This window comes from Streptomyces sp. NPDC050504, assembly GCF_044458065.1.
Taxonomy (GTDB): domain Bacteria; phylum Actinomycetota; class Actinomycetes; order Streptomycetales; family Streptomycetaceae; genus Streptomyces.
In genome coordinates this window covers 346,964-359,140 of sequence record NZ_JBITHO010000006.1, presented here as the reverse complement: position 1 = coordinate 359,140, position 12,177 = coordinate 346,964, and the positions used below count along the sequence as shown (strand labels likewise).

Here is a 12,177-nt window from a genome sequence, read left to right as displayed (position 1 = left end):
ATTCTGCGGTACGACCGGGGCCTTGCCGCAAGCCCCCCGGTGCGCTATAAGTTGAGAGTGGCAAGGAGTGCTTACGACCTCCTTGCCTTTTCTCGTCTCCGCACCCCGTCCCGGTTCACCGCGTTCCCGCGCGTCGTCCCCCACCTGCTGGGATGGGAGAATCTGGCGCAGGACCGCGTCGAGGCCGTCCCTGGTGACGGCCCGGCGACCGAGGGAGTACGGGCCGCGTCGGCGGCCGCGGGTGGGGAGGGGCCGATGACGGTCGAGTGGCGCACGATCAGCCGGGGCGCGCGGGCGGTGCCCGAACCGATGGCCACGCCCTTCGTCTGGGCCGCTGCCTACGGCGGCGCGTTCGCGCTCGTCACGGTCTTCGACTGGCTCGACGCCCTGGACCGTACGGGACTGGCGCTCGCCATGCTGTCGCTGCTGGCCGCCGCACTGGGCGTACGGGGCCGCTTCGTCGCGGCCCCCGGCACCGCGCTCCTGTGCTGGGCGCTGCTCAACATCTTCGCCACCCACCCCATCGGCGAGCTCTCCTGGGCCGGGCACCGGGATCCGGAGTGGATGGCCTGTCTGCTCCTGGCGGCCGTCATCGGCACGGTCACCGGACGAGTCCTGCACGCGCGCGCCGCCTACCGCCGCATCGCGCCGTCCGATCCGACGCACTGAGCCACGGACTTCACGGCTTTCACGTCTTTCTCAGCTTTCACGGGAGCGTCCCCTTTACCCAGGGGTCGCTCCCGTTCGCATGTCGGGACCCCTCGGCGCACATGTTTCCGCCTGCGAATCGGACTGGTCGATTCCTGCCAACTCACGCTGGCTTTTCAGACCTTCTGGCGTCTGAAACGCGCTGTTAACCCGTCCCCCGGTTTCCTCCGTCTAGCATTCCCCTTGACCTTCCGTTGACCCTCTCTTGACCTTTCCCAGGGGCCGTCGGAGCCCGGGGCCATGGCCTTCGGCAGGACCGTTCGTCGACGCAGTTCCGTTCCGACGCGTACCCCTCAGCGCGCCAGGAGGACCCCTTCGCCATGCAGTCCCTCATCGACCGTGCCCGCACCAAGGGGCGCGAATTTCCTTATTTGCGGCAGGACTTAGCCGCGTCACTCGTCGTCTTCCTCGTCGCCCTCCCGCTGTGCGTGGGGGTGGCGGTCGCTTCCGGCGTTCCCGCCGAACTCGGCCTGGTCACCGGCATCGTGGGCGGTGTCGTCACCGGTCTGATGCGCGGCAGCAGCCTCCAGGTGTCCGGGCCCGCGGCCGGTCTGACCGTGCTGGTCTTCGAGGCCGTGCGGGAGTTCGGGCTTCCGGTGCTCGGCGCGATCGTGCTCATCACGGGCCTGCTCCAGATAGGCATGGGCGCCCTGAAGCTCGGCCGCTACTTCCGGGCCATCTCGCTCTCCGTCGTGGAGGGCATGCTGGCGGGGATCGGACTCGTCCTGATCGCCGGGCAGTTCTACGCCATGGTCGCGGACGAGGCTCCCGCTTCGGGCATCGACAAGATCATCGGAATGCCGGCCGCGCTGGTGGACGCCGTGCGCGACCAGGAGGGCCTGGCCTCGCTCGGGGTCGGCGTCGGCACCGTCGCCGTGCTGCTGCTGTGGCCCCGGCTGCCGAGCGCGGTGCGGACCGTCCCGGGGCCGCTGGCCGCGGTGGGCCTGGCCACGTTCGTGGCCTGGGCCGGTGCGCTGCCCGTCGCCACGGTGGAGGTCAAGGGCCTCGTGGAGTCGATCCAGCCGCCGCCCCTGAGCGCCTTCGGCGACCTGGCGACGGTCGGCGCGCTCGGCACGATCGTGGCCTTCGCCCTGATCTCCTCCGCCGAGTCGCTGTTCAGCGCGGCCGCCGTGGACCGGATGCACGACGGGCCGCGCACACAGTACGACAAGGAACTCCTCGCGCAGGGCGCGGGCAACACCGTCTGCGGGATTCTCGGAGCGCTCCCCATGACCGCCGTCATCGTGCGGAGCGCGGCGAACGTCCAGGCCGGGGCCCGTACGAAGGCGTCGCGCGTACTGCACGGCGTGTGGCTGCTGCTCTTCGCCGCGCTGCTGCCCTCCGCCCTCGCGTACATCCCGATTCCGGCGCTCGCGGGGATACTCGTCTACTCCGGCGCGAAGCTGGTGCCGCTGGGCGCCCTGCGCTCGATGTGGCGCGGGCAGCGGGGCGAGGTCCTCGTGCTGGTGGTCACCGCGGGCGCGATCGTCGCCGTGAGCATGTTCGAGGGCGTGCTGATCGGTCTCGCGCTCGCCGTGGCGAAGACCGCGTGGGACGCCTCGCACCTGAAGTTCGACGTCATCGACAAGGGATCGGGACCGATCCAGGTGTACTTGTCGGGCAACGCGACCTTCCTGCGGCTGCCGAAGATACTGGACGGCCTTGAGGCCCTGCCCGGGGACCGGCCCGTGGAACTCGACCTCTCGGGGCTCCACCACCTGGACCACGCCTGCCGCACGGCCCTGGAGAACTGGGCGGAGCGGCACGCGGAGGCCGGGACCGAGGCGGTGCGGGTGACCGCGGAGCGCTGACGCCCGGTGGCCGGCCGCCGACCCGTCGGAGGCCGGCCATCCGTCGTGCGGCGGTCGGTCGCCCAGTACGCGGCGGTCGGCCGCCGAGCGCGTCGGCCCTGCGGTTTCAGCCCTCCGGGGTATGGCCGGGGGCGTGGGCCGGGCCACCTTCCGCGATCGCCCGGAGCGCGGCCTCGTGCAGGTCCCGGGGCGTGGATCCGTCGGGGACGGGGGAGGGGCTGCCGGTCAGCTCGTACCACTCGTCGGCGCCGGTGTACTGCACCAGGAACCTGGCCCGGCCGCCGTCGACGGGCGTCGTGCGCAGCGTGAGGTCGCCCGTGACGACGCCGACCTCGTCGGTCATCGCGCCGCCGGGACCCGCCGTGACCCGGCCCTCCCAGCTGTCCCGCGGGGCGCTGGACGGGGTGGTCACCTGGCGGTCCCGCAGGTGTCGAGCATCTCGCCGAGCTTCGTCCGCTCGGCCTCCGTGACGGTCAGTTCGTAGTGGGACTTCACGGTCGTCCAGGCCCTGCCGTACTGGCACCAGGACTCCTTGGCCGGCGGCTGCCACAGGGCGGGGGACTGGTCGCCCTTGGAGCGGTTGGTCCTGGCGGTGACGGCCAGCAGCTGGGGGCGCGTCAGATCGTTCGCGAAGCCCTTGCGCTGCTCGTCGGTCCACGCGCGGGCGCCGGAGCGCCATGCCTCGGCGAGCGGCACCATGTGGTCGATGTCGAGCTTGGCCGCGTCGGTGACGGTCAGTCCGTCGTACAGGCTCACCCAGGTCCCGCCGGTGGCCTTGCACTCCGCGTTGCGCTCGACGTCCTTGCCGTCCCTGGCGAGCACGGTCTCGCGCGTGTCGCACTTCTTGCCCTGCTCCGACCAGTGCGGGAACCGGGCCCTGCTGTACCCCTGCATCGTGCCCGGCTCACCGGTCCTGAGCGCGGCGAGCTGTGTCCGGGCGACGGCCGCGTCGACCATGCCGGGCAGTACGTCCTTGGCGTTGCCCGGAGTGCCTGGCGCGGGGCTCGCGGTGCCTTCCGGCTCCTTCGGCCCGTCGGTCCCGCCGGGTCCGTCGGTCTTGCCGGACCCGCCGGGTGCGGGCGCCGAGGGCGAGGCACTCGAACCGCCCTTTCCGCCCGAGCCCTTGGCGTCGTCCGCCTTGTCGTCGCTGCCGCAACCGGTCACGGCCAGCAGGAGCGCCGCCGCCACGGCCGTACAGCCGGAGAGTCGTCGTACGCGCACTTTTCCCACCCCAAGATCATCTTCGTTGCCGCGTGCACCTTAACCGGGTGCATACCCTTTCCGGGGTATTCGCCTTCCGTGTCGAACGCGTGTCGCAGCGTCAGAAGGCGCCGGGCACCACCAGGATCAGCCAGGTGGTGACCGGGGCGACCAGCGCCATGCTCAGGCCCCAGAGCATGAGGGTGCGGAAGACGCGGGGGCGCCGCTCGGCTGGGGACGCGGCCGTGACGAGGGCGCCGCTGGTGGAGAGGGGCGAGGAGTCGACCACGGAGGACGAGATCGCGAGGGCGGTGATCAGGCCGACCGTGCCGACCTCGCCCGCGAGCAGGAACGGTACGGCGAGCGGGATGAGCGCGCCCAGGATGCCGGTGGTGGAGGCGAAGGCGGAGACGGACGCGCCGATGAGGCAGATGAGCAGCGCCCCGAGCAGCGGAGCCTCGATGTCGGCGACCCGGCCGCCGAGCCAGTCGATGGTGCCCATCCGTTCCATCAGTCCGACGAAGGTCACCACGCCGCAGACGAGCAGCACGGTGGACCAGGCGCAGCGGTCCACCGAGCCCTTGGCGGTCTCGGGTGCGACCAGGGTGAGCAGGGCGGCGACCGCGAGGGCCAGCAGCCCGACGTCGAGGTCGAAGAAGAGGGCGCCGCCCAGGAGCGAGAGCAGGCCGAGGAGGGTGAGGGCGCGGATCGCGTTCAGGCGCGGGGGCGCTGTGCCGGTGGCGGTGGCGGTGGCGGTGCCGGTGCCGGTGTCTGTGTCGGTGGCGGTTCCGGGAGCGGTGCGGAGCGCGACGGCGGAGGCGGCGGGGCGGGCGGTGTCCGTGGGATCCGTACCGGACGGAGCGGTGTCGTACGCGGCCGGATCGCGCTCCTCGGCGCGGCGGCCGAGCAGTGCGCGTCCGCCGAAGAGCGCGAACACGGCCAGCGACAGCAGGACGTTGAAGACGAACGACCCGGCGAACAGCGCCGTCGGACTGCCGGGGAGGTGGTTGCGCTCGACCACCCCGTTGGTGATGCCGCCGAAGACGCTCGCGGGGGAGAAGCCGCCCGCGCTGGCCCCGTTGATGACGAACAGGCCCATGAGGACGGGGTTGATGGCGTAGCGGACGGCGAAGCCCATGGCGATGGGGGCGATGACCCCCACGGCGGCGGGCACGGCCGCGCCGACGGCGGTCAGCGCCGCGGTGATCAGGAACATGACCCAGGGGATGAGCGCGATTCGGCCGCGCACGGCACGGGTAGCTGCATGTACCAGCCAGTCGACCGTGCCGTTGCTGGTCGCGATGGCGAAGAGCAGGGTCACGCCCACGAGGACGACGAACAGGTCGCCGGGGAATCCGGCGAAGATGTCGTCGGCGCTCTCGCCCGCGACGGTGGTGCCCACCGCGAAGGCGGCGACCAGGGCGAGGACTCCCATGTGGACGTGGGTGAACGTGGCGACGGCGAAGATCAGAACCAGGACGAGGAGGGCGACGAGGTGGTCGGACACGGGGCTGCCTCACCTTCGAGCGACGTCGGTCGACGGTCGGACTCCAGGCGCGTGACGGCGTGACCGCACGCCCGCACGGCGGACCCGGCACGTCTGCGGCCGTGCCGCGGCGGCGCGGGCGTGCGTACGGGGCGAGCGGGGCGTACGGAGGCGGCGCGGGGCGCCGGAAGGGGGATGGCGGTGGTGCGGGAGAGGTGTTCGAAGACGCCCGCACACCCGAAGATTCCGCTGTGCGGAACGACGATTTCGTTGGTGGCGAGTATCTGGGGGACCCCAGGGGCCGTCAAGGGGTCTGGCGCAGATGCTCCAGTGCCCCGCCGACCTCCTTGGCCGCGGCGGCGACCCTGGCGCCCAGGTCGGCGCTCAGCTCGGGGGTCATCCGGCTCGTCGGGACGTTGACGCTGATGCTGGCGACCGGCAGGCCGTGTGCGCCGAGGACGGCGGCGGCCACGGCCGAGACGTCGGAGCGCCACTCGCCGCCGTTGGTCGCGTACCCCCGCGCCCTGATCGCGCGCAGTTCGGCGCGGAGCCGTTCGGGGTCGGTGAGGGTGGTGTCGGTGAAGTCCGCCAGACCCGCCGCGATGTAGCGCTCGACGTCGCCGTCGGGCCGCGCCGCGAGGATCGCCTTGCCGTTCGCCGACGCGTGGCCGGGCAGTTGCTGGCCGAGCGGCAGCACGATGCGTACGGGCCGGCTGGTTTCGAGCCGCTCGACCAGGATCACCCGCTCACCCTCCGGTACGGCGAGGTGGACCGTCTCGTCGACGTGGCTCCGCAGCCGCTCCATGACCGGCACGGCCACGTCGCGCAGCCCCAGCTCGCCGCTCGCGCGGCGGCCGACGACCAGTGCGCGGGTGGTGAGCACCCAACGGGTGGGGGTGCCCTCGGCCTGCCGGATCCAGCCCGCCTCGCTCAAGGTGCCGAGCGTGCGCTGGACGGTGCTCTTGGGCAGTTCCATCGCCCTGGCCAGGTCGCCGACCCCGACGGGCTGGAGCGCGGCGATCTCCTCCAGGGCGCGCAGTGCGTTGAGGACGTTCTGCATCCGTTGACTCCCTCCGGGCGCACGCCTATGCTCCGCCGTGCCGCACCACGATACAGCGTGCCGTGAAACGGCACAAGATGTTCCGGGAGTCGCCGCATGACCCTTCGCACCGGCCGCCACTTCCTCCAGATCCCCGGCCCCACCAACGTTCCCGAGCAGGTCCTGCGCGCCATGTCGGCGCCGGTCGTCGACCACCGTGGACCCGAGTTCGCCGATCTGACGCACCGTCTGCTTCCCGCGCTGGCCGAGGTGTTCGGCACCAGCGGGCCCGTGGTCGTCTTTCCGGCCTCCGGCACGGGCGCCTGGGAAGCCGCCCTGGTCAACACCCTCAGCCCCGGTGACCGGGTGCTCTGCTTCGAGACCGGCCACTTCGCCACGCTGTGGCGCACGATGGCCGAACAGCTGGGCCTGCGGGTCGAGTTCGTGCCGGGCGACTGGCGCCGCGGCGCGGACCCCGGGGCCGCGGCGGAGCGGCTGGCCGCCGACACCGGGCACGCGATCAAAGCCGTGTGCGTCGTGCACAACGAGACCTCGACGGGGGTCACCAGCCGGGTCCCGGAGATCCGCGCCGCGCTCGACGCGGCGGACCACCCCGCGCTGCTGCTGGTCGACACCATCTCCTCGCTCGGCTCGATCGATTACCGGCACGACGCGTGGGGCGTCGACGTCACCGTCGCCGGATCCCAGAAGGGGCTGATGCTGCCGCCGGGCCTGGGCTTCAACGCCGTGAGCGCCGGGGCGCTCGCCGCGTCGAGTGCGGCGCGGCTGCCGCGCTCGTACTGGGACTGGGGGCCGGTCATCGAGGCGAACGCGGCGGGCTTCTTCCCGTACACGCCCGCCACGAACCTGCTGTACGGGCTCGAAGAGGCGCTCCGGATGCTCGCCGAGGAGGGGCTGCCCCAGGTCTTCGCGCGCCACGCCCGGCACGCGGCGGCGACCCGGGCGGCCGTACGCGGCTGGGGACTTGAGGTGCTGTGCGCCGACGAGCGGGAGCACTCGGGGTCGTTGACCGCGGTGCTGCTGCCCGAGGGGCACGACGCGGACAAGGTCAGGGAGATCGTCCTCGACCGGTTCGACATGTCGCTGGGGACGGGGCTTGGCCGGCTCGCGGGGAAGGTGTTCCGGATCGGCCACCTGGGCCACTTCAACGACCTGACGCTGGCCGGGACGTTGGCCGGGGTCCGGATGGGCCTGGAACTGGCCGGGGTCCCGGTGCGGCGGCAGGGGTTGGACGAGGCACTGGACGTGCTCGCGGGGTGCCCGCGCACGGGGTGACCGTTCGGGGTGGCGGGCCCGCGCACGGGGTGACCGTTCGGAGTGGCGGGCCCGCTGCGGGTGGTTGTCCGGCCGCGGCGGCTGTCCCGCTCTCGCGCGGTTCACCGCGCCCCCAGGTGGTCCGCCGTACCCGGCACGTTCAGCGCAAGCGCCCCTTCGAGGGGCGCGGAGAACCGCGTGAGCAACCCCCGCCGACCTCCAGACGCCCACTCCGCCCACCCGCCGCTTGGAGCCGCCCCATGAGCGTCACGCCCGACGACCGCCTCCGCCGTGCCGTCACCGACGCCCTCGCCTCCCGCCTCGAAGGCGACGTCCGGTCCGACGACTACACCCGCCACCTCTACTCCCGCGACGCGAGCATGTACGCCATCACCCCCCTCGTCGTCGTCTCCCCCCGCCACGAGGAGGACGTCCGCCTCGCGGTCGAGACCGCCGCCGAGCACGGCGTGCCGGTCGTCGCGCGCGGCGCGGGCACCAGCCTCGCCGGGCAGACCGTGGGGCCGGGCATCGTCCTCGACTTCTCGCGCCACCTCCGCAACATCCGCGACCTGGACCCGGTCAAGCGCACCGCACTCGTCGACCCCGGCGTCGTACAGGACCAGCTCAACCGCGCCGCCGCCCCGCACGGCCTGATGTTCGGCCCCGACACCTCCACCAGCAACCGCGCCACCATCGGCGGCATGATCGGCAACAACTCCGCGGGCAGCGGCTCGCTGCGCCACGGCATGACGATCGACCACGTCCTCGCCCTGGACGTGGTCCTGGCCGACGCCACCACCACCCGCTTCGAGCCCCTCGACGAGGCCGGGCGCCTGGCCCGCGCCGCGCTGCCGGGGCTCGCGGGCCGCGTCCACGCCCGGCTGCCCGAGCTGGTCGAGACGCACCGCGACGCCATCGCCAAGGGCTTCCCCACCTTCTGGCGGCGCGCGGGCGGCTACCGCCTCGACCGGCTGGCCCGCCCCGACGCGCCCTTCGACCCCTCCACGTTCGTCGTCGGCTCGGAGGGCACCCTCGCGGTCACCACCCGCGCCCTGGTCTCCCTGGTGCCCAGACCCGCCCGCACCGTCTTCGCCGTCGGCCACTTCTCCTCGGTCGCGGGAGCCATCGAGGCCACCCAGGACGCGCTTTCCCTCGACCCATCGGCGGTCGAGCTGATGGACCGCACGATCCTGGACCTGTCCCGGCAGAAGATCGAGTACGCCGCCCTCGCCGACGTCCTGCACGGCGACCCCGACGCCCTGCTCTTCGTCGCGTTCAGCGGCGACGACGCGGCCGAACTCGCCGACCGGCTGACCCGGCTCTCCCGCCTGTGGGAGCGCCACCGCCACGGCTACCACACCCTGATCGCCGAGACCCCCGCCGAGCAGGCCGCGCTGCTCAAGGTCCGCAAGGCGAGCCTGGGGCTGCTCATGGCCGCGGGCGAGGGCACCAACAGGCCGCTCGCCTTCATCGAGGACACCGCGGTCGACCCCGTACACCTCCCCGCGTACACCGCGCGCCTCAAGGCGGTGCTCGACCGGCACGGCCTCAAGGCCGGTTTCTACGGCCACTGCTCGGTGGGCTGTCTGCACGTCAGGCCGTTCCTCGACCTCACCGACCCGGAGCAACTGCGCACCATGCGGGCGGTCGCGGAGGAGGTCAAGGACCTGGTGAACGAGTACGGCGGGGTCAACTCCAGCGAGCACGGCGACGGCCTGGCCCGCAGCGAGTTCAACCGGGCGCTGTTCGGCGACGAGCTGTACGGGGCGATGCGCGAGGTGAAACGCCTCTTCGACCCGGAGGGCGTGCTCAACCCCGGGAAGATCGTCGACGCCCCGCCGATGACCGACCACCTGCGGGACCCGGCCCTGCCGCCCGCGCCCGAGCTGCGCACCCGGCTGGACTTCGAGGTGCTGGGCGGGATGCGCGGCGCCGCCGACCGGTGCATGAACATCGGGCTGTGCCGCAAGACGGACACCGGCACCATGTGCCCCTCCTACATGGCCACCAAGGACGAACGCGACTCCACGCGCGGCCGGGCGGGCGCGCTCGTCAAGGCGCTGTCCGAGCCCGACCCCGCGCGGGCGCTCGGCGACGAGGGCCTGCACGAGGCCCTGGACCTGTGCCTGATGTGCAAGGCGTGCAAGAGCGAATGCCCGCTCGGCGTCGACATGGCCTCGCTCAAGGCCGAGGCGCTGTCCCACCACCACGACCGGCACGGCGTGCCCGCGCGCTCCCGGGTGTTCGCCGCGATCCGGTCCCTCAACAGGCTCGGCTCCGCGACCGCGCCGCTCTCCAACCTGCCGGGGCGCGTCGGCCCGCTGCGGCGGCTCCTGGAAAGAGGCCTGGGCATCACCACGCGGCGCCCGCTGCCCCGGTTCGTCCGGCGCAACCTGGTGCGCTGGTACGAGAAGCGCCCCGCGTCGTCGGCGGCCGACCAGGGCACCGTCACCTACCTCGCGGACTCCTTCACCACGTACACCGAACCGGAGATCGGCCGGGCCGCGATCGAACTGCTCGAACTCTCCGGCTGGCACGTACGGTTGGAGAGCCGGGGCTGCTGCGGGCGCTCCGCGCTCTCCAAGGGGCTCCTCGACGAGGCCGGGGAGAAGGCCTACGGGCTGGTGCACCTGCTGGCCGAGACCACACCGCCGTACTCGCCGATCGTCGGCTGCGAGCCCTCCTGCCTGATGACCCTGCGCGACGAGCACCGCGCGCTGCTGCCCCGCGACAGCGCCCAGCAGGACGTCGCGGGACGCGTGCGGCAGATCGAGGAACTGCTCACCGAGGCCCTGGACCGGGGGCGGCTGCGGCTCGCGGAGGACTCCTGGCTGAGCGGGCGCAGACTCCTGTTCCACGGCCACTGCCACCAGAAGGCCGAGGTCGGCACCGCTGCGACCGTCGCCCTGCTGCGCCGCATCCCCGGCGTCGAAGTGGTCGAACTCGACGCGGGCTGCTGCGGGATGGCGGGCTCCTTCGGCTTCGAGGCAGAGCACTACGAGGTGTCGATGGCCGTGGGGCGCGACCGGCTCTTCCCCGCGATCGACGCGGAGCCCGAGCGCACGGTCGTGGTCGCCACCGGCGTCTCGTGCCGACAGCAGATCTTCCACGGCACGCGGCGCACCGCGTGGCATCCGGTGCAACTGGTCCGCGAAGCCCTGGCGCACCCGGTCGGGAGGTGAGGTCCCGGGTGCGCCAGGGTGGTCAGCGGATCAGCGGCCCAGGGCGCGGTCCACCGCGGTGACGCCCTCGGCGTCCGAAGTGTCCGCGTCGAGCGACCAGAACATCGCGCCGCCCAGCCCCCTGGCCTTCACGTACGCGGCCTTGGTGCGCAGCACCTTCGGGTCGTCGTAGGTCCACAGGGTGGTGCCGTCGAACAGCCAGGCGTGGCCGTCGCGCGCGTTGCGGTACAGCTTGTACTTCCCCGAGTCGGCCAGCGCCTTGAGCTCCTTGTAGTCGGCGTAGCCGTTGGCCCACTTGGCCGGAGCCGGGGCCGCGGCGGGCTGCCCGAGGCCGTCGCCGCCGCCCGTGACGCCGGTCCAGCCCTGCCCGTACAGCGGCATGCCGAGCACCAGCTTGCGGGCGGGGGCGCCGCGCTTGAGCCAGTCCTGGACGGTGCCGTGGCCGCTGAAGTCGTCCTTGGCGAAGAGCGCGGACTGCTGCGCGGTGTTCTTCTCGCCGCTGACGTGGAAGTCGTAGCCCTGGAGGTTCACGAAGTCGAAGTTCTTCATGATCTTGCGGACCTCGAAGCCCGCGTCGATCTTCGCGGGGGCGGTCGGCACGTACGCGGACAGCTCGTAGTGCTTGCGCTTCTGCTTGCCGAGGGCGTCGATCTGGGCGCGGAACTCGGCGACCAGGGCGGTGAAGTTCTGCTTGTCCTCGGGCCGGTACTTGGTGTCCGCGTCGCCCGACGAGCCGGGCCACTCCCAGTCGATGTCGATGCCGTCGAAGACCCCGGCGGCGGCGCCCGCGCCGCCGCGCGCACCGTCCTTGGGCAGGTTGCCCTTCAGGTAGAGGTCGACGCAGGAGGAGACGAGGGCCTTGCGGGAGGCGGGGGTGAGGACCGCGTCCGAGAAGTGCGTGGACCAGGACCAGCCGCCCAGCGAGATCATCACCTTCAGGCCCGGGTGCTTGGCCTTCAGCTCGCGCAGCTGGTTGAAGTTGCCCGCGAGCGCCTGGGTGTCGGTGTCGGCCACGCCGTCCACGGAGTTCTCGGCGTCGAGCGGGCGCTGGTAGTCGGCCCACGGGTCGCTCTCGCCCGGGACGGGGTTCAGGAAGCACTTGCCCTCGGGGCTGACGTTGCCGAAGGCGTAGTTGATGTGGGTCAGGCTGGCGGCGGCGCCGCTCTTGTCCAGGTCCTGGACCTGGAAGTCCCGCCCGTAGACGCCCCATTGGGTGAAGTAGCCGACGCGCTTGAGGCGGTCGCGGTCGTGGTGCCCGCCGCCCTTGGAATGCGTACCGCTCTGCGCGGACGCCGCGGCCGAACCGGCCTGTGCGGAAGGGGAGTTCAACGCGGTGGACGCGGGGGTGCAGACGGCGACGAGGCCGAGGGCGCAGGCGGCAACGGCAGCTTGGTGCAGGAGTCTTCGACGCATGGAAGCTCATTCCTGGGGGACCGTGAATGCTGGACGCGGGCTGACGCGAACAGAATTATTGGT

9 protein-coding genes are annotated in these 12,177 nt (G+C 72.4%); 4 read left to right on the top strand and 5 right to left on the bottom strand.

The window, feature by feature from the left end:
- Window positions 1-57: 57 nt before the first annotated feature.
- Both ACIBNE_RS24320 and ACIBNE_RS24315 read left to right on the top strand, forming a co-directional pair.
- On the top strand, window positions 58-669 hold the full coding sequence (locus ACIBNE_RS24320; RefSeq protein WP_399274849.1) for a hypothetical protein: 612 nt from the start codon (window positions 58-60) through the stop codon (window positions 667-669).
- Window positions 670-1,028: 359 nt separating this feature from the next.
- Window positions 1,029-2,519, top strand: coding sequence for a SulP family inorganic anion transporter (locus ACIBNE_RS24315; RefSeq protein WP_399274847.1), 1,491 nt, complete (start codon window positions 1,029-1,031; stop codon window positions 2,517-2,519).
- Window positions 2,520-2,625: 106 nt separating this feature from the next.
- On the opposite strand, the gene ACIBNE_RS24310 is transcribed toward ACIBNE_RS24315, so the two are convergent.
- The 4 genes from ACIBNE_RS24310 to ACIBNE_RS24295 all read right to left on the bottom strand — a co-directional run bounded on the left by ACIBNE_RS24310 (window position 2,626) and on the right by ACIBNE_RS24295 (window position 6,265).
- Complete coding sequence (locus ACIBNE_RS24310) at window positions 2,626-2,931, bottom strand: hypothetical protein (RefSeq protein ID WP_399274845.1); 306 nt, start codon at window positions 2,929-2,931, stop codon at window positions 2,626-2,628.
- Window positions 2,928-3,740 carry an HNH endonuclease family protein gene (locus tag ACIBNE_RS24305; RefSeq protein WP_399274843.1) on the bottom strand — a complete coding sequence of 271 codons (813 nt, stop codon included), beginning with the start codon at window positions 3,738-3,740 and terminating at the stop codon, window positions 2,928-2,930. The genes ACIBNE_RS24310 and ACIBNE_RS24305 overlap by 4 nt, the downstream gene beginning before the upstream one ends.
- Window positions 3,741-3,840: 100 nt before the next feature.
- Window positions 3,841-5,226 carry an SLC13 family permease gene (locus tag ACIBNE_RS24300; RefSeq protein ID WP_399274841.1) on the bottom strand — a complete coding sequence of 462 codons (1,386 nt, stop codon included), beginning with the start codon at window positions 5,224-5,226 and terminating at the stop codon, window positions 3,841-3,843.
- Between the two features lie 283 nt (window positions 5,227-5,509).
- Window positions 5,510-6,265 (bottom strand): IclR family transcriptional regulator, encoded by a 756-nt coding sequence (locus ACIBNE_RS24295; protein WP_399274839.1) that lies wholly within the window; start codon window positions 6,263-6,265, stop codon window positions 5,510-5,512.
- A 96-nt stretch (window positions 6,266-6,361) separates the two neighbouring features.
- Here ACIBNE_RS24295 and ACIBNE_RS24290 point away from each other — a divergent pair, with 96 nt between their 5' ends.
- Both ACIBNE_RS24290 and ACIBNE_RS24285 read left to right on the top strand, forming a co-directional pair.
- On the top strand, window positions 6,362-7,540 hold the full coding sequence (locus ACIBNE_RS24290; RefSeq protein WP_399274837.1) for a pyridoxal-phosphate-dependent aminotransferase family protein: 1,179 nt from the start codon (window positions 6,362-6,364) through the stop codon (window positions 7,538-7,540).
- A gap of 239 nt (window positions 7,541-7,779) precedes the next feature.
- On the top strand, window positions 7,780-10,701 hold the full coding sequence (locus ACIBNE_RS24285) for an FAD-binding and (Fe-S)-binding domain-containing protein (RefSeq protein WP_399274835.1): 2,922 nt from the start codon (window positions 7,780-7,782) through the stop codon (window positions 10,699-10,701).
- Window positions 10,702-10,731: 30 nt separating this feature from the next.
- Here ACIBNE_RS24285 and ACIBNE_RS24280 read toward each other — a convergent pair whose 3' ends face one another.
- Complete coding sequence (locus ACIBNE_RS24280; RefSeq protein WP_399274833.1) at window positions 10,732-12,114, bottom strand: glycoside hydrolase family 18 protein; 1,383 nt, start codon at window positions 12,112-12,114, stop codon at window positions 10,732-10,734.
- Window positions 12,115-12,177 lie beyond the last annotated feature (63 nt).

Bases quoted from the DNA above. Each gene is read 5' to 3' on its own strand.
- ACIBNE_RS24315 (WP_399274847.1), top strand. From the start codon at position 1,029: ATGCAGTCCCTCATCGACCGTGCCCGCACCAAGGGGCGCGAATTTCCT.
- ACIBNE_RS24295 (WP_399274839.1), bottom strand. From the start codon at position 6,265: ATGCAGAACGTCCTCAACGCACTGCGCGCCCTGGAGGAGATCGCCGCG.
- ACIBNE_RS24290 (WP_399274837.1), top strand. From the start codon at position 6,362: ATGACCCTTCGCACCGGCCGCCACTTCCTCCAGATCCCCGGCCCCACC.
- ACIBNE_RS24285 (WP_399274835.1), top strand. From the start codon at position 7,780: ATGAGCGTCACGCCCGACGACCGCCTCCGCCGTGCCGTCACCGACGCC.
- ACIBNE_RS24280 (WP_399274833.1), bottom strand. From the start codon at position 12,114: ATGCGTCGAAGACTCCTGCACCAAGCTGCCGTTGCCGCCTGCGCCCTC.